Here is a 20,087-nt window from a genome sequence, read left to right on the forward strand (position 1 = left end):
TGTCACTGTTGTGGCTATGCGCCACCGTGCCCGTCGAGCGGCCCGCGACGCGTCTACCTGCCTCGCCGTGATCGTTCGGATGGTGTTGACCAGCGCGGTCGCCGTCGCGCCCAGCCTGGTCAGCCTGGTCCAGGAGAACCGGGTACGGCCGGTGGCCGCGGTCCTGCCGTTGCCCGACCTCGCCGGCCAGCCCTGGGCGGCGGCGCCGTCGGCGCGTCCAACTACCGCGGCGCCGGCTAACACGGGGCCACCGCCGCCCCCGGAGGTTCAGGCACCGGGCGCGGTGCACATCCCCGCGATCGCACTGGCGGCCTACCAGAACGCGGACGCCATGATGGCGCAGAGCCAACCCGACTGCGGTGTGACCTGGAACCTGCTCGCCGGGATCGGGTATGTCGAGTCCACGCATGCGTTCGGCGGCGCCGCCGACGAACGCGGTGACCCTGTCAGTCCCATCTATGGCCCCGCCCTCGACGGCTCACTGCCGGGCAACGAGATCATCGTCGCCGGCAGCTTCGGCGGCGGCACGACCTACGCTCGCGCGCAGGGGCCCATGCAGTTCCTGCCGACCACGTGGCTGCTGCACGGCGCCGACGGCGACCGCGACGGTCGGGCCGATCCGCACAACCTCTTCGATGCCACCCTGGCCGCGGCCCGCTACCTCTGCAGTGACGGTGCGGACCTGCGCGACCGGGCGCACCTGACCGCCGCGGTGCTGCGCTACAACCACTCCATGGCCTACGTCGCCAACGTGCTGGGCTGGGCGCGGGCCTACGCCACCGGTGTGGCTCCGGTGAACCTGCCGCCGCTCACCGCGCCGCGGCCGCCGAGCGTCGCTGTTCGCGCGGTCGACGGCCCCGCATCGGCCTCCGGGTCGGCTGAAACCGCCACCGCCACGCCGGACAAGACCGTGCGTCGAGACGACCACGGCGACACCGGTTCAGCGACACCCCGGCCGGGATCTTCGGTGACACGCACGGGCTCCACAAACACGAGCACGAGCGGGTCCCGGCACAGCACCGGCACAGCCACACCCAAGGTCAAGTTCGGCAATGGCCGTTCCGGCGGTGCGCGCTGACGCCGCCGGCCGGGCGACCTGATCGAACTGCCGATCCGGTTCCTCTCGGTGATCGCCTTCCCTGATTCACAGGTGTGGGGCTATCCCGGACACCTTCCGCTCATACTGCGTAAACCTCGGGTTGTTACTTCTGAACGCCGAGCGGGGCATCGAGGAGGCACATGACCGGCACCGAAGCCGATACGACCACCGTCAACCTGCGCCAGGCGCTGGCAATGGACACGCCGAAGGCCGTCGAATCGTGGCTCGAGGTCGAGGCTGAACCTGCCGAGCGTGAGCGCCAGATCGCCGGGTTGTCGGCCGCGTCCCGACGTCGGCTGGGCGAGTTGCTCGACGCCGACAACGGCGCCGAGCTCCTGACGATCATCGACGCGGACCTGGCCGCGAAGGTGCTCAGGGCGATGCCGGACCCGGGCGCCGCCGGTCTGCTCACCGCGCTGGACGCCCCCCGCGCCGCCGAGATCCTGCGGCGGCTCGACGACTCACGGCGGGATTCGCTGCTTTGCGCCATGGTCGTCGACCGGGCCCAGGTGCTACGCGGTGTGCTGTCGTGGCCCGAGGAGTCGGTGGCAGCTCATATGCAACCCGACGCCCTGAACGTGGCGTCGACAGCGACCGTGGCGGAAGCCGTGGACCAGATCCGAGAGCACGTCGCCAACCGGCCCCATGGTTCGGCCGGGGCATACGTCTACGTCGTCGACGCCGCGGACGTACTTCTCGGTGCGGTCCGGCTACGCGAACTCGTGCTGGCCCCCGCCGAACGGCCGGTTGCCGAATTGCTCGATGAAGTCGTCACTGTCGCACCGTTGACGGACGTCGAGGACGCGGCCATGACCCTGATCGATCACCGGCTTGACGAGTTGCCCGTCGTCGACTCCGAAGGCCGATTGCTGGGCGTCCTCACCGAGGACGACGCGGTAGAGATCGCCGAGGAGGAGGCGACCGAGGATGCCGAACGTCAGGGCGGTTCGGAACCACTGGAGGTGCCCTACCTCCGCGCCTCGCCATGGCTGCTATGGCGTAAACGCATCGTGTGGCTGCTCGTGCTCTTCGCCGCCGAGGCGTACACCGGAACGGTACTGCGGGCGTTCGAGGAGGAGATGGAAGCCGTTGTCGCCCTGGCGTTTTTCATTCCACTGCTGATCGGCACCGGCGGCAACACCGGCACCCAGATCACCACCACGCTGGTTCGCGCGATGGGCACCGGCCAGATCCGGTTCCGCGATGTGCCCGCGATCGTCACCAAGGAGATGTCGACGGGTGCGTTGATCGCTATCGCGATGGCTGCGGCGGCGATGATCCGGGCGTGGACGCTGGGCGTTGGCCCGGCGGTCACCCTGACCGTGTGCCTGACGGTCGCAGCCATCGTGATGTGGGCATCGCTGGTGTCATCGGTGCTGCCGCTGGCCTTGAAGAAGGTGAAGGTCGACCCGGCGGTGGTGTCGGCACCGATGATCGCGACCATCGTCGACGGCACCGGACTGATGATCTACTTCTGGATCGCGCACCTCACCCTGCCGCAGCTGGCGGGCTTGTAAGACACGATCGCTGCGATCGGCCACTGATCACTACTCGTAGATGCTGGTGATCCGCTGCGGGCCGTGGTGGTTGTGCCAACCGGGCTTCATGCCGGGGGCCGGGGTGGCGTAGGTGTCCGGGCTGTAGAGGTTGCCCGAACCCTGGGGGGTCTGCGCAGCGGCGGTGCCCGCCAGGCCGAGTGCGACGGCGCCGAAGACGCCTGCGGACAGGATGGGCAGCGCCAGAGCCTTGGTGAACTTATTCATGATCGTGAAACCTTCTGTCTCAGTTGATTTTTCGGTTTTCTTGGCGGATTGTTCGGCCACTGAGACAAGGATGCGATCTGGACGGCCCCAGGTCTGTCCGGCAATCAGGCGATCAACCGGGTGAAGTTGCGTTCCCCCGATCGGAGGAAGCGCACGTCAGCTGTGGGTTTTGGCCTGGGTTTGACGCGGAGTACAGTTGAGCGCGTGCAGCGGGTGCTCCTTCTCGGACGCCGCGACGGGGTCTGACCAGACCGGCTTCCCGTCGCGGGTTTTTGCGATGCGCCGGTCGAGTCCCCCACTCAAACTCCCGGAGCAAACATCATGACCACCCCCGACATCTCTGCAGATGCCTTCAGTTCGGTTCGCGCGATCAATACGCCGGCCGGTGCACCCAACCCCGGTCAGCCCGTCTGGAACACTCAGCGCGCCTCGTCCATGCCGGTCAGCCGCTATCGCAGCTTCGCCGACGAGGTCCCGGGCGGCAGCCCGGCCTTCGGCGCCGGCGTTCCGTTCGATCGCACCTGGCCGGACCGCGTCATCGACAAAGCCCCCATGTGGTGCGCGGTCGACCTGCGCGACGGTAACCAGGCCCTGATCGATCCCATGAGCCCGGCGCGTAAGCGCCGCATGTTCGACCTGCTGGTACGGATGGGTTACAAGGAGATCGAGGTCGGGTTTCCCTCGGCCAGCCAGACCGACTACGACTTCGTCCGCGAGATCATCGAGGACGGCGCGATCCCCGACGACGTGACGATCCAGGTGCTGACCCAGTGCCGGCCCGAGCTGATCGAGCGCACCTTCGAGGCCTGCGCGGGCGCCCCTCAGGCCATCGTGCACTTCTACAACTCGACGTCGATCCTGCAGCGCCGCGTCGTGTTCCGTGCCGACCGCGACGCCGTCAAGAAGATCGCCACCGACGGCGCCCGGATGTGTGTCGAGGAGGCCACGAAGTACCCGCAGACCCGCTGGCGCTTCGAGTACTCCCCCGAGTCCTACACCGGCACCGAGCTGGAGTACGCCGTCGAGGTGTGCAACGCCGTCGCCGACATCGTCAAGCCCACGCCCGAGTGGCCGCTGATCGTCAACCTGCCTGCCACCGTGGAGATGGCCACCCCGAACGTCTACGCCGACTCGATCGAGTGGATGAGCCGGCACCTCGCCCCGCGTGACTCGATCATCCTGAGCCTTCACCCGCACAATGATCGCGGAACCGGTGTTGCCGCAGCAGAATTGGGCTACCAGGCCGGCGCCGACCGGATCGAGGGCTGCCTGTTCGGCAACGGCGAGCGCACCGGCAATGTCTGCCTGGTGACGCTGGGGCTGAACATGTTCAGCCGCGGGGTCGATCCGCAGATCGACTTCTCCAACATCGACGAGATCCGTCGCACCGTCGAGTACTGCAATCAGCTGCCCGTGCACGAACGTCACCCTTACGGCGGCGACCTGGTCTACACCGCGTTCTCCGGCAGTCACCAGGACGCGATCAACAAGGGTCTGGACCAGATGAAGTTCGATGCGGACGACATGGACGCGGACGTTGACGAAATCCTGTGGCAGGTCCCCTACCTGCCGATCGATCCCAAGGACGTCGGCCGCACGTATGAGGCCGTGATCCGGGTGAACTCGCAGTCCGGCAAGGGCGGCGTGACCTACATCATGAAGGCCGACCATGGTCTGGTGCTGCCACGCCGGCTGCAGATCGAGTTCAGCCGCGCCGTGCAGCAGCTCGCAGAGGGCTCCGGAGGCGAGGGCGGCGAGGTTTCGCCCAAGGCGATCTGGGACGTGTTCTCCGAGGAGTACCTGGCTCCGATCACCCCGTTGGAGCGCATCCGCCAGAAGGTCTTGGCCTCCGAGGTCGACGGTGGCACCGACACCATCACCGCAATCGTGAAGATCGACGGTACCGAGCGCGAGATCATCGGCGCCGGCAACGGCCCGCTCGCGGCATTCGTCGACGCCCTGGGGGCGATCGGCTACGACATCAACGTGCTGGACTACTCCGAGCACGCCATGTCGTCGGGCGAAGAAGCCCAGGCCGCGGCCTACGTCGAGGCGTCGATCGGTGGCAAGACCGTCTGGGGTGTCGGCATCGCGACGTCAATCACCACCGCATCACTGCGGGCCGTGGTGTCCGCGGTGAACCGCGCGGCGCAGGGCTGACTCCCGCCAAAACCGTAGTTTCGGCGGTCGAGTCGCCGGGCGTGGGCCACCCGCACGTGGTTAGCTGACGTTCGCGTAGATCACTACGCGACCGACAACTGCAAGGAGCGGTTATGGACTGGGGTTCGACTTGGGATTTCCTATGGCATTTCCTGATCATCTTCGCCTGGATCGCCTATTTGCTGGTCCTGTTCCAGATCCTCACGGACCTGTTCTGGCGTGATCACAAGACCTCCGGCTGGGTCAAGGCCGTGTGGGTGGTCTTCCTGATCGTGTTCCCGTGGCTCACCGCGCTGGTGTATTTGATCGCCCGCGGTAAGGGCATGTCCGAACGCGCCCAGGCGGCGGCACTGGCGGCCAAGAAGGAGGCCGACTCCTACATCCGCGAGGCGGCAGGACGGTCCCCGGCTCAGGAGATCGCCGACGCCAAGGCTCTGCTGGATGCCGGCACGATCACCCAGGCAGAGTTCGACGGGCTGAAGGCGAAGGCGCTGGGCTGAAATCCGAGCGGAGTCAGAACAGCGTGTACTGATCGCTCTCTGCGGGGGTGTCGCAGAACTCCTCGATATCGGCGCCACCGACGATGTGGGTCAGCAGACCCATGAACGTCTCGTCGTCGACGAGCGGCACCCCCGACTCGGCGGCCTGGTAACCCTTGCCCTGATTGGGCGCGGTCTCGTTGCAGATCACGAGTGAGGTCTGCTGGTCCACCAGGTCGGTGTAGGACAGCCCGGCGTGCAGGATGCGCTCGACGAGCTCCTCGTGGGTGCGCACCACCTCCGCCGACAACGCCACCCGCATGCCCTGCACCAGCGGCCGCCCCGGCACGAAGACGCCGGGGTTGGCGTACTCGCACGGCAGCCGCGAGGCCAGCGCCTTCAACGGCCGCAATTCTTCGTGGGTGATGTGGCCGTTGGGCCAACGGCGTCGGCTCACCTCCCGCAGCGGCAGCCAGACCCTGCGGTCGCGGGCCCTGGCCAGCGTCGGCTTCAGGATCTGTGCCAGCACCAACGCGTCATCGAGCGCATCGTGCGGTCTCATCTGGCTCACGCCCCAGTGCGCCGCCAACGTCTCCAGCCGCAGATTCTCAGTGCCCAGCGACAGCCGACGGGCCAACTCGACGGTGCACATCACGCTGTCGATCGGCAGCTCGGCACCGACCAGTTCGGCCTCGGCGGTCAGGAAGCTGTAGTCGAAGCCCACGTTGTGGGCGACCATCGTGCGTCCGCGCAGGATGTCGCTCAGCTCGCCGACGACGTCACCGAAGGTCGGCTGGCCTTCCAGCATCTCGGCGGTCAGCCCGTGCACATGGGTGGGCCCGGGGTCCACCCCCGGGTTCAGCAGGGAGGCGACGCTGCGCTCGACATTGCCGTCGTCCCCGACCGCCAGTGCGGCGACGCTGACGATGCGAGCCTGCCCGGGCCGGAACCCGGTGGTCTCCACGTCGACGACCGCCCAGCCCGCTCCCGGCTCCTCCGCCGGCCTGCCCCACGCGCTGCTCATATTCGCCAGGATGGCACGCAGCCCCGACAGAGTCGGGCGGCGCGCTTGCGTGTCGTGCCCCTAAAATCGCCGGAATGCTGACCATCCGTGGGCGCGCCGCACTGGCCGCCGGAGCAACCGCACGCTGGGCGTCGCGGGTTACCGGCCGCGGTGCGGGCGCGATGATCGGCGGACTGGTCGCCATGACGCTGGACCATTCGATCCTGAGCCAGCTGGGCCAGTGCCGTCGCAGCGTGGTCGTGACCGGCACGAACGGCAAGTCGACCACCACCCGCATGACCGCGGCCGCCCTGGCGACGCTCGGCCCGGTGGCCAGCAACTCCGAGGGCGCCAACATGGACGCCGGCCTGGTGGCGGCGCTGGCCTCAGCGCGAGACGCCGAGCTGGCCGCGCTGGAAGTCGACGAGATGCACGTCCCGCATGTATCTGACGCCGTGGACCCGTCGGTGATCGTTCTGCTGAACCTGTCCCGCGACCAGCTCGACCGGGTCGGTGAGATCAACCACATCGAGCGCACCCTGCGGGGCGGGCTGGCGCGGCACCGCGACGCGGTGGTCGTGGCCAACTGCGACGACGTGCTGATGACCTCGGCCGCCTACGACAGCCCCAACGTGGTGTGGGTGGCCGCCGGCGGCAGTTGGTCAGGTGACTCGGTGAGCTGCCCACGGTCCGGCGAGATCATCGTCCGCGACGGACGGGACTGGCACTCGACGGGCAGCGACTTCAAGCGTCCCAGCCCGCAGTGGTGGTTCGACGACACACACATCTACGGGCCCGACGGTCTCGTGCTGCCGATGACGCTGGCCCTGCCCGGCGCCGTCAATCGCGGCAACGCCACGCAGGCCGTCGCCGCCGCGGTGGCACTCGGCGCGGACCCGACTGCCGCGGTAGCTGCGGTCTCCGGCGTCGATGAGGTCGCGGGCCGGTACCGCACCGTGCAGATCGGTTCACACACCACGCGGATCCTGCTGGCCAAGAACCCGGCCGGGTGGCAGGAGGCCCTGTCGATGGTGGACAAGCACGCAGCCGGCGTCGTCATCTCGGTCAACGGGCAGGTTCCCGACGGTGAGGATCTGTCGTGGTTGTGGGATGTTCGCTTCGAACACTTTGAGGACACGGTCGTCGTCGCCGCCGGTGAGCGCGGCACCGACCTGGCGGTACGGCTCGGGTACGCCGGCGTCGAACACTCACTGGTGCACGACACCGTCGCCGCGATCGGTTCCTGCCCACCCGGGCACGTCGAGGTGATCGCCAACTACACCGCGTTCCTGCAACTGAATCGGCGGATCTCGTGAGTGCTGTGCAGATCGGGCTCGTGCTGCCCGACGTGATGGGGACCTACGGGGACAGCGGCAATGCGGTGGTGCTGCAACAGCGGTTGCGGCTGCGCGGCATCGACGCCGAGATCGTGGAGATCACCCTGGCCGATCCGGTGCCCGACTCGCTGGATCTGTACACCCTCGGCGGCGCCGAGGACTATGCGCAGCGGCTGGCCACCAAGCACCTGATCCGGTATCCCGGTCTGCAACAGGCGGTTTCGCGGGGCGCGCCGGTGCTCGCGATCTGCGCGGCGATCCAGGTCCTCGGCCACTGGTACGAGACCTCGGCCGGTGAACGGGTGGAGGGTGTCGGGCTGCTCGACGTCACCACGTCACCACAGGAGGCCCGCACCATCGGTGAGGTGGCGTCCACTCCCCTGCTCGGCGGCCTCACTCAGCCGTTGACGGGCTTCGAAAACCACCGTGGCGGAACGGTTCTGGGCCCTGACGCCAGGCCGCTGGCCGCGGTCACCAAGGGTGCGGGCAACCGCCTGGGCGACGGCTACGACGGCGCCGTGCAGGGCAGCGTGATGGCCACTTACCTACATGGGCCATGTCTGGCGCGCAATCCGGAGCTGGCCGACCATCTGCTCTCGCAGGTAGTCGGTGAGCTCCCGCCGCTGAAACTGCCCGAGGTCGACCTGCTGCGCCGCGAACGCCTGGCCGCCCCGCGCCGGGTCTAGGCGTCCTCCAACTTTCGCCGAAACCGCATTCCAGCAGGCCGCTACTCATACTTCTTCTGCTGGAATGCCGTTTCGGCGGGATTAGAAGCGGGGCTAGACGAAAGCGTCGACCGCGGCGGCTATTCGTGATGCGGCGTCGGTGAGAATCGGCTCGCCATGGCCGAACCCCGCGCGCTGCGCGCCCGTGGCCGCAAGAATGTCCACCGCGCGCGACGCGGCCGCCCGGTCAGTGTTGAAGACACCGAGCATCGCCTGGCCGTTGAACTCGGCAATCGCATCGCCGGTGAGCACCGCATCGGCCGCCGGGAGATACAGCGCGATGCTGCCTGGGGTGTGGCCGGGCACGCCGATCACCCTTGCCCCGCCGGCGAAATCCAGAACGTCACCGTCGCCGACCACCCGATCCACCCGGCATGCCGGGCCGTGCGGTGATGCGTCGAAGTCCGGGCGAAGCGTCCGCTCCGAGTCGGTCAACACCGGCAGCGGTCCGGGTTCGCCGCCACGGACGAACTCGGCATCACCCTTGCCGGCGATGACCTCCACGTCGGACCAGTCCGCGATTTCGGCGGCCGCACCGCAGTGGTCTTCGTGAAAGTGGGTGAGCACTATGCGCTTGACGTGAATCCGTCGCAGGCCCAGTTCGGTGAGCGCATCGGCGATCAACTCGGCGCTGTCGGGCCAGCCAGTGTCGATCAGCGTCACGCCATCTGCGTCCAGCCACAGATAGCTGTTGAGCAGGTGCGCCCGTTCACCGGGGATACGCAAGCGATAGAGCGAGGGCGCCATCTCGAGTAGGTCGGGCATGACTCGACGCTACCGACGTCCGCCGAAACCGCATTCCAGCAGGCCGCTACGCGCACTTCTTCTGCTGGAATGCGGTTTCGCGCGGTGTTGCACGGAGAGTGCCGTCCCAGCCGCGGGCCTTCAACGCGCGAAATGCGCGCTGGACGACCTCCTGCTCCCGGTCCTCCTTGATCACCTGCATGACGTCCCAGCCAAGTTGGCGAAGCTTCGGCAACACCTTCAGATCCTTGACGTACTGGGCACGGTCGGTCTGATGCTGTTCGCCGTCGTACTCCGAAACGACCTTGAACTCTTCCCAGCCCATGTCGACAGTGCGGACCACCCGGCCCCACTCGTCGACGATGGCGATCTGAGTTGTCGGCCGCGGGAGCCCGGCGTCGATGTAGAGCAGACGCAACCAGGTCTCGGGGTGTGACGCAGCGCCACCGTCGACCAACGGGAGCACAGCCTTGAGCTTGGCCACCCCGCGTGCACCTCGGTAACGCTGGGCCAGCATGAGCACGTCGTCGGTGGAAAACGGGCATGCGTGCATGAGTGCATCCAACCGCTCCAGCGCCTCCTTGCGTGGCAGGAAACGGCCGAGGTCGAACGCCGTGCGCGCGGGTGTCGTCACCGGTATGCCTGCGACACAGCTGATCTCGTCATCGGCGATGCGCTCGTGCCGGACGATGATGCCGCGCGGCGAGCGGAGGTAGTTCCAGATGAGCTCGATCGCGACGTCGTCGTCCACCCACTCCGCCCCATGCAGCGCGGAGGCGGCGACCCCGGACACGATGCCGTCGCGCCGTGTCCACAGCCAGGCCGCGGTGGTGCGGTCTCGTAGCGACAACGACTGCCCCTTCGGGACATGGACGTTCCGAAAGATCGGTCGGTACCAGCGCTGCAGTTCATGCCGCGTGACGGCGCCGCTGGCAATCGCCTCGGTGCCGATGAATATCTCCCCCATAGGCAGATGCTTGCCCTCACGTACGACAAGTCCGCCGAAACGGCATTCCGGCAGGAGAAGTACGAGTAAGGCCCTGCTGGAATGCCGTTTCGGCGGAAAAGGTGGGGAGGTGATCAAGCCATCGCGCGGCGGCCGGCCAAGGCCCGGCCCAGAGTGAGCTCGTCGGCGAACTCCAGGTCACCGCCCATCGGGAGGCCCGAGGCGATGCGGGTGACGGTGAGGCCGGGGATATCGCGCAGCATCCGCACCAGGTAGGTGGCGGTGGCCTCACCCTCGGTGTTGGGGTCGGTGGCGATGATCACCTCGGCCACGTCGACGCCGTCGACGCGTTCACCGATCCGGTTGAGCAGTTCGCGGATGCGCAATTGATCGGGCCCGACGCCCGACAACGGGTCCAGCGCCCCACCCAGCACGTGATAACGGCCACGGAATTCGCGGGTGCGCTCGACGGCCTGCACATCCTTGGGCTCCTCGACAACGCACACCAGTGAGGCGTCGCGGCGCGGGTCTTTGCAGATGCGGCAACGTTCCTCATCGGAGACATTGCCGCACACCGCACAGAAGGTGACGCCGTCACGGACGCGGCCCAGCACCGCGGTCAGCCGGTCGATCTCGGGCGGCTCGACGCTCAGCAGGTGGAAAGCGATCCGCTGCGCGCTCTTGGGCCCGATGCCCGGCAGCTTGCCGAGCTCGTCGATCAGATCCTGGACCGGGCCTTCAAACACTCACAGCCCCGGAAGTCCGAGCCCGCCCAAACCGCCGGCCAGCGGGCCCAACCGGCTCTGGGCGAGAGTGTTCACCTGATTGGAGGCATCGGCGAGAGCACCGACGATGAGGTCCTGCAGAGTCTCGGGGTCGGACGGATCGATCACCTTGGGATCGATGGCCACCGCGACCACCTCACCGCTGCCCTTGACCGTGACCTGCACCAATCCGCCGCCGGCCTGACCGTGCACCTCGGAATTGGCCAGCGCTTCCTGCGCCTCCATGAGCTGCTGCTGTACCTGCTGGGCCTGCGCCAGCAGGGCCGACATGTCGGGCGTGCCTCCGGGTTGCATTGACTGGGTCCCCTTGCCGTGTTGATTGCGTCTTGGTCTCGACTTGGTTGCTCTCGCCTGTCGGCGGCGATTTGAGCTTTCAGCCTAGTCGGCGCGCGGGCTAGCGTGGCGCCCGTGCGAGTCCCAGCCTGCGTGCGTGTCGGCACCGCCATGATCAGCAGCGTGATCATCGCTGCGACCACGACCGCCATCGTCGACACACCTCACGCCACCGCCGCCCCCTCGAACGTCGCCGGCATGATCGTCTTCCTCGATCCCGGCCACAACGGCGCCAACGACGGGTCGATCAGCCGCCAGGTGCCGACCGGCCGCGGCGGCACCAAGGACTGCCAGGCCAGCGGCACCTCCACCGAGGACGGATTCCCCGAGCACACCTTTACCTGGGACACCACCCTGCGGGTTCGCGCCATCCTGACCCAGATGGGGGTGCGCACCGCGATGTCACGCGGCAATGACAACGCGCTGGGACCGTGCGTCGACGAACGCGCCTCGATGGCCAACGCGCTGCGCCCCAACGCCATCGTCTCGATCCACGCCGACGGCGGCCCGGCCAACGGTCGCGGCTTCCACGTGCTCTACTCGTCGCCGCCGCTGAACAATGTGCAGGCCGGACCGTCAGTGCAGTTCGCCAAGACCATGCGCGATCAGCTGTCGGCGTCGGGCATCCCGCCCGCCACCTACATCGGTTCGGGTGGCCTGGACGCCCGCTCGGACATCGCCGGGCTGAACCTTGCGCAGTTCCCGTCGATCCTGGTCGAGTGCGGCAACATGAAGAACCCGGTCGACTCCAGCCTGATGAAGACCCCGGACGGCCAGCAGAAGTACGCCGAGGCCATCGCCCGGGGCGTCGTGGCCTATCTGGGAACCCAGGCCGGAAGTCCGGCGCGTTAGCTCTCGACTTCCCTCTTCAGGTTCGCCAGCACCTCGTCCTGGATCTTGCGCAGGCCCAGCGGTGCGAACGTCTTCTCGAAGAAGCCCTTGACTCCGCCGGCACCGGTCCAGCTGGTCTTGAGGTTGACCGATGATCCGGCGCCCGCCGGGGCGACGGTCCAGTTGGTCACCAGGCTGGAATTCGCGTCCTTCTCGATCACCGTGTGCCCGGCCACGTCCACCGAGGCCTTGATGTCACGCACCCGCGACTCAGTGGCCTGCAGCTTCCAGCTGGCCACCGTGCCCGCGCCCTGACCACCCTCGAGCACCTGATAGTCGCGGTAGTGCGAGGAAAGGATCTTCGGGCGCACGGTCTGGTAGTCCGCGATCGCGGCGAACACAGCGGCCGGCTCGGCGTTGATCAGAACCGTGCTGACCGCACTGACCTGTCCCATGACTGAAACTCCTTTAACTCGTGTCTGCGGTCGCATCGTCGGCAACCTCCGACTAGCGTATATGTGTGTCCGTTGCTACGACTGACGCACAAGCTGCCCATACCCTGGGCGTGCAGCGCCTACTGGACAGTTACCGCGCCATACCGCCCAATTCGACGGTGAGGCTTGCCAAGCCCACGTCGAACCTGTTCCGTGCGCGCGATCGCAGCGATGTCAAAGGTTTGGACGTAACAGGTCTGACCAACGTGATCGCGGTCGACGCCGAAGCCCGTACCGCGGACGTGGCCGGCATGTGCACCTACGAGGACCTGGTGGCTGCGACGCTGCCGCACGGTCTGGCCCCATTGGTGGTGCCGCAACTCAAGACCATCACGCTGGGCGGTGCGGTCACCGGGCTCGGCATCGAGTCGACGTCGTTCCGCAACGGTCTGCCGCACGAATCGGTGCTGGAGATGGACATCCTCACCGGGGCGGGCGAGATCGTCACCGCAACACCGGACCAGCATTCCGAACTGTTTCGGACATTCCCCAATTCTTATGGCACGCTGGGCTATTCGACCAGGCTGCGGATCGAGCTCGAGCCCGTCACGCCGTTTGTCGCACTGCGCCACCTGCGCTTTCACTCACTGACCGAGCTTGTCTCGGCAATGGATCGGATCATCGAGACCGGCGGACTCGACGGCGAGCCGGTCGATTACCTCGACGGCGTCGTGTTCAGCGCCGACGAGAGCTATCTGTGCGTCGGCTTCAAGACGACGACACCGGGCCCGGTCAGCGACTACACCGGCCAGGACATCTACTACCGCTCGATCCAGCACGCGCAGGGTGAAAAGCACGACCGGCTGACCATCCACGACTACCTGTGGCGATGGGACACCGACTGGTTCTGGTGTTCACGGGCATTCGGCGCGCAGAACCCGACGATCCGGCGGTTCTGGCCGCGCAAGCTGCGCCGCAGCAGCTTCTACTGGAAGCTCGTCGGCTACGACCAGCGGTTCGACATCGCCGACCGGATCGAGAAACGTCACGGCCGTCCGCCCCGCGAGCGGGTGGTGCAGGACATCGAGGTGCCACTGGAGAACTGCACGGCATTCTTGAACTGGTTCCTGGAGAACGTCCCGATCGAACCGATCTGGCTGTGCCCGCTGCGGTTACGCGATGACGACCGCAAGGGCGCGGGCTGGCCCCTGTACCCACTGCGGCCGCACCACACGTACGTCAACGTCGGATTCTGGTCCTCGGTGCCGGTCGGCCCCGTCGAAGGCCACACCAACAAGCTGATCGAGACCAAGGTCAGCGAGCTCGAAGGGCACAAGTCGCTGTATTCGGATTCCTATTATCCGCGGGAGGATTTCGACGAGCTGTACGGCGGCGAGACCTACAAGACCGTCAAGAAGTCCTACGACCCCGATTCACGCTTGTTTGACCTGTATTCGAAAGCCGTCTTGCGCCGATGAATGGAGAACAGCGATGACCACCTTCAAAGAACACTCGACGCACGCAGGCGATCACAAGCTCAGCCTGGCCGAGATCCTGGAGATCTTCGCATCGGGCTCGCAGCCGCTGAAGTTCACCGCGTACGACGGAAGCACCTCCGGCCCCAGCGATGCCACCCTCGGACTGGACCTCAAGACCCCGCGCGGCACCACGTATCTGGCCACCGCTCCGGGGGATCTGGGTCTGGCCCGCGCATATGTGTCCGGCGACCTGGACATGTACGGGGTGCATCCGGGTGACCCGTACCCGCTGCTGTGTGCACTGGCCGAGAAAATGGCGTTCAAGCGCCCGCCCGCCCGCGTGCTGGCCAACATCGTCCGCTCCATCGGCATCGAACACCTCAAGCCCATCGCACCGCCGCCCCAGGAAGCGCTGCCGCGGTGGCGCCGTGCGGTAGAGGGATTGCGGCACAGCAAGACCCGTGATGCCGAGGCGATCCACCATCACTACGACGTGTCCAACACCTTCTACGAATGGGTGCTCGGGCCGTCGATGACCTACACCTGCGCGTGCTACCCGGATGCCGACGCCGGCCTGAAGGAGGCGCAGGACAACAAGTACCGGCTGGTGTTCGAGAAGCTGCGGCTACAGCCCGGCGACCGGCTGCTCGATGTCGGCTGCGGCTGGGGCGGCATGGTGCGTTACGCCGCGCGGCACGGGGTCAATGCGCTCGGGGTGACGCTGTCCACGGAGCAGGCCCGCTGGGCGCAGGAGGCCATCGCCAAAGAGGGTCTCGAGGACCTGGCCGAGGTACGCCACGGCGACTATCGCGACATCGCCGAGACCGGGTTCGACGCGGTGTCCTCGATCGGCCTGACCGAGCACATCGGTGTGCACAACTACCCGTCGTACTTCGGTTTCCTGAAGTCGAAGATGCGGCCCGGCGCGCTGCTGCTGAACCACTGCATCACCCGCCACGACAACCGATCGAACGCGGTAGCCGGAGGGTTCATCGACCGCTATGTGTTCCCGGACGGGGAGCTGACCGGCTCAGGGCGGATCATCACCGAGGTGCAGGATGTCGGCCTTGAGGTCATGCACGAGGAGAACCTGCGCAAGCACTACGCGATGACGCTGCGCGACTGGTGCGCCAACCTCGTCGAGCACTGGGATGAGGCCGTCGCCGAGGTCGGACTGCCCACCGCCAAGGTGTGGGGCCTGTACATGGCCGGTTCGCGGCTCGGCTTCGAGACGGATGTGGTTCAGCTGCACCAGGTTCTGGCCGTCAAGCTCGACGAGCGCGGGAACGACGGCGGTCTGCCGCTGCGGCCGTGGTGGACGCCTTAGCTCTCGATCTTCCGCGCGCCCAGTTCGTTCTGCAGCAGTTCGAGCGCGATCTCTTCGGGGTCACGACGCGGACCGGCCTCACTCTGTGAAGCCTCGGCGAGCATCGCTTCCTCCTCGTCCTCAGGGGACGAGGGCGGTTCCGGATCCGGCACCGGGTCGGGTTCGGGGATGACTCGACCCGGCCGGGTCGGCACCCGCGGCGGAGGCTTCGCAGCTTTTGGCGGCGGCGGCGGGGCCGCCTCCGCAGTGCCGACCTCACACCGGATCTGCCAGTCCACCCCGAGCGCATCCTTCAACGCATCGCGGATCACGTCGGCATTGCGCGACTCGGTGAGCCGCTTGGCCAGCGGCGGTGAGTCATGGGACAGCACAAGGGTTTTGTCCTCAACTGCCCGCACGATGGCACCCGACAGCATGACTTCGGTGGTACGGCTGCGCTCACGCACCTTCTCCCGCACCGTGGTCCACATCGAGCGCACCGCAGCTGCGTTGGGCTCGCCACCGGGAGCCACCGATGTTTGCGCCGGCCGGGGCTCAGGCTCAGGTTCCCGGGCGGGCTCGGGCTCGAAGCCCGGCTCCGGCGGCAGTGGTGGCTCGGGCTCGGGTTCCGGAGCAGGCTCGGGTTCCGGACCAGGGGGCGGCGGGGGAGCTGCCGAAACAGGTTCGGGTGCGGCCACCGGTTCTGGGGCGATCACCGGTTCTGGGGCGGCCACCGGTTGCGGCGCCGCCTCTGGTTCAGGAGCAGACGGAGGCGGCGCAGTCGTAGGCGTAGGCGCCTCAGCGGGGACGGCATCCGGGGCAGCTTGGCTGCGGCGGGTGAAGGTCTTGGCCGGCTCGACAGACCGAGCCGCTGATGACGACACCGCCTCGCCGGCCGGGATCGACATGTCCAGTCGGGTCTCGATGCGTTCGATGCGCTGCAGCAGCGCCGATTCGGTGTCATGCGCCGACGGCAGCAACAGCCGGGCACACACCACTTCCAGCAGTAGCCGCGGCGCGGTGGCGCCGCGCATCTCACCAAGGCCGGCGTGCACCACCTCGGCATAACGAGCCAATGTCGCCGCACCGGCATGGGCGGCCTGTTCCCGCATCCGCTCCAGCACGTCGGCCGGGGCGTCCACCACACCGCGGGTGGCGGCATCGGGCACGGCCTGCAGCACGATCAGATCGCGGAAACGCTCGAGCAGGTCGGTAGCGAACCGCCGCGGATCATGACCGGCATCGATGACGGCCTCTACGGCACCGAACAGCGCGGCCGCGTCCCCGGCGGCCAGCGCCTCGACCGCGTCGTCGATGAGCGCCATGTCGGTGGCGCCGAGCAGGGCCAGTGCCCGCTGGTAGGTGATGTGGTTGCCGTTGGCGCCCTGCTCGGAGCCCGCCAGCAGCTGATCGAGCACCGACAGGGTGTCGCGGGGTGAACCGCCGCCGGACCGGATGACCAGCGGGTACACCGCGTCGTCGACGTTGACGTTCTCCTCGGCACAGATGCGCTCCAGCAGCGGGCGCATGGTGCGCGGAGCCAGCAGCCGGAACGGGTAGTGATGGGTGCGCGACCGGATGGTCGGCAGCACCTTTTCCGGTTCGGTCGTGGCGAACACGAAGATCAGGTGCTCGGGTGGCTCTTCGACAATCTTGAGCAGCGCATTGAATCCGGCCGTGGTGACCATGTGCGCCTCGTCGATGATGAAGATGCGGTACCGCGACTGCGCCGGCGCGTAGAACGCGCGGTCACGCAATTCACGGGTGTCGTCCACACCGCCGTGGCTGGCCGCGTCGAGTTCCACGACGTCGACGTTGCCCGGGCCGTTGGGCGCCAGCGCGACGCACGAATCGCACACCCCACACGGCGTCGGCGTGGGCCCCTGTTCACAGTTGAGCGAGCGGGCCAGGATGCGGGCCGACGACGTCTTGCCGCAGCCGCGCGGTCCGGAGAACAGATAGGCGTGGTTGATCCGGTTGGCGGTCAGCGCGGTCGATAGCGGCTCGGTGACATGTTCCTGGCCAACGACTTCCGCGAAGCTTGCCGGCCGGTATTTGCGGTAGAGAGCCACGGGAGAAGGCTACCGACTGGGTCTGACGCCGCGCCGGTGCCCGTTGACTTTGACACCACGCACACCGTCACCCGCACAAATGCGGCGTCAGTGCTAAGTCAACGCAAAAGGTCAACGCAAAAGTGACTCGGTCGCTGCGAGCAGCGCGCAGGTGGCCAGGCCGTCGATCGCCTCACGGACATCGGACAGCGACGGGAACGTCGGGGCGATGCGGATGTTCGTGTCCTCGGGATCCTTGCGATACGGGAACGACGCACCCGCCTCGGTCACCGCGATCCCGGCGTCCTTGGCCAATGCCACGGTGCGCTTGGCAGTGCCGGGCCACACGTCGAGGCTGACGAAATAGCCACCCTTGGGGTCCGTCCACGACGCGATCTTCGACTCACCCAACCGGTCCTCCAGGATCTCGGCGACCAGGGCGAACTTGGGTGCGATCAGCTCGCGGTGGCGCTGCATCTGTAACTTCACGCCGTCGGCGTCGCCGAAGAAGATCCGGTGACGCAACTGGTTGATCTTGTCCGGCCCGATCGACTTCTTACCCGCGTGCTGCAGGTACCAGGCGATGTTGCCCAGCGAGCCGCCGAGGAAGCTCACCCCCGCCCCGGCGAAGGTGATCTTGGAGGTCGAGGCGAACACGAGCGGACGGTTCGGGTTGCCCGCCGCCTCGGCCAACCCCAGCACGTCGACCTGACGGACGAACTCGCCGGTGAGAGTGTGGACCGCGTAGGCGTTGTCCCACATCAGCCGGAAATCGTTTGCCGCCGTCCGCATCTGGACGAGCCGCCGGACGGCCTCCCACGAATAGGTGATCCCGGTCGGGTTGCCGTACACCGGGACACACCACATGCCCTTGATCGCCGGGTCGGCCGCGACCAACTCCTCGATCAGGTCGACGTCGGGACCGTCCTCGCGCATCGGCACCGCGATCATCTCGATCCCGAAGGACTCGGTGATCGCGAAATGGCGGTCGTAGCCCGGCGCGGGGCACAGAAATTTGACACCGGTACCGGCCAAATCCTCGACCCAGGGCCTTCCCGAATCCACGCCGCCGTGCAACAGCGAGAACACGATGACGTCGTGCATCATCTCCAGGCTCGCGTTGTTGCCTGCGATCAGGTTCTGCACCGGGATTCCGAGCAGCTCCCCGAAGATCTCCCGCAGCTCGGGCAGCCCGTGCAGGCCGCCGTAGTTGCGGGTATCGGTGCCCGTGCGGTCGCGGAAGGAATCTTTTTCCGGGCCGGGAAGGGACAGCAGTGCGTTGGACAGGTCCAACTGCTCGGGGGCCGGCTTACCGCGGGTCAGGTCCAAGCTCAGGTTCTTCGCCTGCAGCTCTGCGTAGTTACGCTGCTGGACTTCATGCTGCGCGAGCAGATCGTCGCGGCCAAGAGACTGGAACGACACCGCGCGCCTTTCACAGAAGCGGAACGAGCTGGACATAAGGGGACCCCGCGCACCCGCCAGAGCCCGTTGACCCTTGCTGCCTTCCGGCCCTGGGGGAGTTCACAGGATGGACGCCGCGCGGGGTCCAAGGCGAGTGTAATACCCGCGCTGTCCCCCGCGTTTACGGGACCGGTTCGAGCGTCGGCTACGATTGCCGACGGAGGATTCGCCTAGTGGCCTATGGCGCTCGCCTGGAACGCGGGTTGGGTTAACAGCCCTCAGGGGTTCAAATCCCCTATCCTCCGCGCTCGGGTCCGGGGTGCGACCTGCTGAATCAACCCTGATCAGCAGCTCGCACCCCGGCCCAATTTCAGTACCCGAGGAGGAGTATGGGCCGCACCGTCGCGGTGATCTGGCACGTGTCGTTTTCGATCGTGGCCGCCGGCCTCTACTTCTTTTTCGTGCTCCCCCGCTGGCACGAACTCATGGGCGAGACCTCGCCGACGCTCGGGCTGATCCTGCGCATCGTCACGGGCGCGCTGATCGGTCTGGCCGCCCTGCCGGTGGTGTTCACGCTGCAACGGACCAAGCGTCCCGAGCTGTCCACCCCCGAGTTGGCGCTGCGATTGCGGACCGCCTCGATCGCCCTGCACGTACTGGCAGCGGTGCTGATCGTCTGCACCGCCGTCTCCGAGATCTGGCTGTCGCTCGACAACTTCGGGCCGTGGCTGTTCGGGGTTTACGGCGCCGCCGCCGCGATTGCGCTGCTCGGCATCTTCGCCTTCTATCTGGCGTTCGTCGCCGAACTGCCACCCCCGCCGCCGAAGCCGGTCAAGACCCGGCAAAAGGCCGAGCGTCGCGGTCGCAAGAAGGCGGTCGCCGAGGCCGAAGAAGCTGCCGAGGTGGACGAGGCCGAGAAGTCGGACGAGCCCGAAGAGACCGAAGAGGTCGAAGAGACCGAAGAGGCCACTGACGTCGAGCCCGAGGCCGACGTGAAAGAGGCCGAGGACCAGGCCGAAGAGTCCGGCACCGAGGAACCTCAGTCCACGGCCGAGGAAGCCGAGGCGACCGAAGGCATCTCCCTGCGCAACCGGCGGCCGTCCAGCAAGAGCGGCACCAAGCGGCGGGGGCGGCGCACGCGCGGCGAAGTCGCCACCGAGGACTGACGCACGCCAATCGCGTCGACATCGGCTACTTATCCAGCCAAGATGG

Annotated in this window: 19 protein-coding genes, 1 tRNA gene, 1 other RNA gene and 1 pseudogene; 12 read left to right on the forward strand and 10 right to left on the reverse strand. The window is 67.2% G+C overall.

Annotated elements, in window-relative coordinates:
• The first annotated feature begins 16 nt into the window (after nucleotides 1-16).
• From HBE63_RS23545 to mgtE, 3 genes and pseudogenes are all read left to right on the forward strand, one after another.
• On the forward strand, nucleotides 17-1,078 hold the full coding sequence (locus HBE63_RS23545) for a lytic murein transglycosylase (protein WP_208301195.1): 1,062 nt from the start codon (nucleotides 17-19) through the stop codon (nucleotides 1,076-1,078).
• Between the two features lie 9 nt (nucleotides 1,079-1,087).
• Nucleotides 1,088-1,153 (forward strand): annotated as a pseudogene (locus HBE63_RS31975) (XRE family transcriptional regulator); the annotation flags it as partial.
• An 86-nt stretch (nucleotides 1,154-1,239) separates the two neighbouring features.
• Complete coding sequence (gene mgtE, locus HBE63_RS23555) at nucleotides 1,240-2,616, forward strand: magnesium transporter (RefSeq protein ID WP_166906899.1); 1,377 nt, start codon at nucleotides 1,240-1,242, stop codon at nucleotides 2,614-2,616.
• Between the two features lie 30 nt (nucleotides 2,617-2,646).
• Here the strand turns inward: mgtE and HBE63_RS23560 are convergent, their stop codons facing one another.
• A complete protein-coding gene (locus HBE63_RS23560) occupies nucleotides 2,647-2,862 on the reverse strand; it encodes a hypothetical protein (RefSeq protein WP_166906900.1) in 216 nt (71 codons plus the stop codon).
• Between the two features lie 321 nt (nucleotides 2,863-3,183).
• Between HBE63_RS23560 and leuA the strand changes: the two genes are divergently transcribed.
• A complete protein-coding gene (gene leuA, locus HBE63_RS23565; protein ID WP_166906901.1) occupies nucleotides 3,184-5,022 on the forward strand; it encodes a 2-isopropylmalate synthase in 1,839 nt (612 codons plus the stop codon).
• A gap of 113 nt (nucleotides 5,023-5,135) precedes the next feature.
• Nucleotides 5,136-5,522 carry an SHOCT domain-containing protein gene (locus HBE63_RS23570; protein ID WP_166906902.1) on the forward strand — a complete coding sequence of 129 codons (387 nt, stop codon included), beginning with the start codon at nucleotides 5,136-5,138 and terminating at the stop codon, nucleotides 5,520-5,522.
• Nucleotides 5,523-5,535: 13 nt separating this feature from the next.
• Here HBE63_RS23570 and HBE63_RS23575 read toward each other — a convergent pair whose 3' ends face one another.
• Nucleotides 5,536-6,525 carry a DEDDh family exonuclease gene (locus tag HBE63_RS23575; RefSeq protein ID WP_166906903.1) on the reverse strand — a complete coding sequence of 330 codons (990 nt, stop codon included), beginning with the start codon at nucleotides 6,523-6,525 and terminating at the stop codon, nucleotides 5,536-5,538.
• Nucleotides 6,526-6,599: 74 nt separating this feature from the next.
• Here HBE63_RS23575 and HBE63_RS23580 point away from each other — a divergent pair, with 74 nt between their 5' ends.
• Complete coding sequence (locus tag HBE63_RS23580) at nucleotides 6,600-7,820, forward strand: Mur ligase family protein (RefSeq protein ID WP_166906904.1); 1,221 nt, start codon at nucleotides 6,600-6,602, stop codon at nucleotides 7,818-7,820.
• Nucleotides 7,821-7,855: 35 nt separating this feature from the next.
• Nucleotides 7,856-8,527 carry a type 1 glutamine amidotransferase gene (locus HBE63_RS23585; RefSeq protein WP_243858773.1) on the forward strand — a complete coding sequence of 224 codons (672 nt, stop codon included), beginning with the start codon at nucleotides 7,856-7,858 and terminating at the stop codon, nucleotides 8,525-8,527.
• Nucleotides 8,528-8,620: 93 nt separating this feature from the next.
• Here the strand turns inward: HBE63_RS23585 and HBE63_RS23590 are convergent, their stop codons facing one another.
• From HBE63_RS23590 to HBE63_RS23605, 4 genes are all read right to left on the reverse strand, one after another.
• The gene (locus HBE63_RS23590) at nucleotides 8,621-9,331 is read right to left on the reverse strand and encodes an MBL fold metallo-hydrolase (RefSeq protein WP_166906905.1); all 711 of its coding nucleotides are present in this window, start codon (nucleotides 9,329-9,331) and stop codon (nucleotides 8,621-8,623) included.
• Between the two features lie 46 nt (nucleotides 9,332-9,377).
• Nucleotides 9,378-10,277 carry a hypothetical protein gene (locus HBE63_RS23595; RefSeq protein ID WP_166906906.1) on the reverse strand — a complete coding sequence of 300 codons (900 nt, stop codon included), beginning with the start codon at nucleotides 10,275-10,277 and terminating at the stop codon, nucleotides 9,378-9,380.
• 113 nt (nucleotides 10,278-10,390) lie between these two features.
• Complete coding sequence (recR, locus tag HBE63_RS23600) at nucleotides 10,391-11,002, reverse strand: recombination mediator RecR (protein WP_166906907.1); 612 nt, start codon at nucleotides 11,000-11,002, stop codon at nucleotides 10,391-10,393.
• Complete coding sequence (locus HBE63_RS23605) at nucleotides 11,003-11,335, reverse strand: YbaB/EbfC family nucleoid-associated protein (protein WP_166906908.1); 333 nt, start codon at nucleotides 11,333-11,335, stop codon at nucleotides 11,003-11,005.
• A 150-nt stretch (nucleotides 11,336-11,485) separates the two neighbouring features.
• Here HBE63_RS23605 and HBE63_RS23610 point away from each other — a divergent pair, with 150 nt between their 5' ends.
• Complete coding sequence (locus HBE63_RS23610) at nucleotides 11,486-12,226, forward strand: Rv3717 family N-acetylmuramoyl-L-alanine amidase (RefSeq protein ID WP_208301495.1); 741 nt, start codon at nucleotides 11,486-11,488, stop codon at nucleotides 12,224-12,226.
• Here the strand turns inward: HBE63_RS23610 and HBE63_RS23615 are convergent.
• Nucleotides 12,223-12,660, reverse strand: a complete 438-nt coding sequence (locus HBE63_RS23615) for an SRPBCC family protein (protein WP_166906910.1) — start codon at nucleotides 12,658-12,660, stop codon at nucleotides 12,223-12,225. The genes HBE63_RS23610 and HBE63_RS23615 overlap by 4 nt on opposite strands.
• 65 nt (nucleotides 12,661-12,725) lie before the next feature.
• On the opposite strand from HBE63_RS23615, the gene HBE63_RS23620 reads away from it, so the two are divergent.
• Together HBE63_RS23620 and HBE63_RS23625 are read left to right on the forward strand one after the other, a co-directional pair.
• Nucleotides 12,726-14,117 carry an FAD-binding oxidoreductase gene (locus tag HBE63_RS23620; RefSeq protein ID WP_166906911.1) on the forward strand — a complete coding sequence of 464 codons (1,392 nt, stop codon included), beginning with the start codon at nucleotides 12,726-12,728 and terminating at the stop codon, nucleotides 14,115-14,117.
• 13 nt (nucleotides 14,118-14,130) lie between these two features.
• Nucleotides 14,131-15,444 (forward strand): class I SAM-dependent methyltransferase, encoded by a 1,314-nt coding sequence (locus HBE63_RS23625; RefSeq protein ID WP_166906912.1) that lies wholly within the window; start codon nucleotides 14,131-14,133, stop codon nucleotides 15,442-15,444.
• Here the strand turns inward: HBE63_RS23625 and HBE63_RS23630 are convergent.
• The 3 genes from HBE63_RS23630 to ffs form a co-directional block, all read right to left on the reverse strand.
• A complete protein-coding gene (locus tag HBE63_RS23630; protein ID WP_166906913.1) occupies nucleotides 15,441-17,495 on the reverse strand; it encodes a DNA polymerase III subunits gamma/tau in 2,055 nt (684 codons plus the stop codon). The genes HBE63_RS23625 and HBE63_RS23630 overlap by 4 nt on opposite strands.
• Before the next feature lie 111 nt (nucleotides 17,496-17,606).
• On the reverse strand, nucleotides 17,607-18,896 hold the full coding sequence (locus tag HBE63_RS23635; protein ID WP_166906914.1) for an aminotransferase class I/II-fold pyridoxal phosphate-dependent enzyme: 1,290 nt from the start codon (nucleotides 18,894-18,896) through the stop codon (nucleotides 17,607-17,609).
• 34 nt (nucleotides 18,897-18,930) lie between these two features.
• An RNA gene (gene ffs / locus HBE63_RS23640) (signal recognition particle sRNA small type) lies at nucleotides 18,931-19,025 on the reverse strand.
• A gap of 69 nt (nucleotides 19,026-19,094) precedes the next feature.
• On the opposite strand from ffs, the gene HBE63_RS23645 reads away from it, so the two are divergent.
• Nucleotides 19,095-19,180, forward strand: a tRNA-Ser gene (locus HBE63_RS23645).
• A gap of 84 nt (nucleotides 19,181-19,264) precedes the next feature.
• Nucleotides 19,265-20,041: a hypothetical protein gene (locus tag HBE63_RS23650; protein ID WP_166906915.1), complete on the forward strand. Its 777-nt coding sequence runs from the start codon at nucleotides 19,265-19,267 to the stop codon at nucleotides 20,039-20,041.
• Nucleotides 20,042-20,087 lie beyond the last annotated feature (46 nt).

The sequence above is a fragment of the Mycobacterium sp. DL440 genome (assembly GCF_011745145.1).
Taxonomy (GTDB): Bacteria; Actinomycetota; Actinomycetes; order Mycobacteriales; family Mycobacteriaceae; genus Mycobacterium.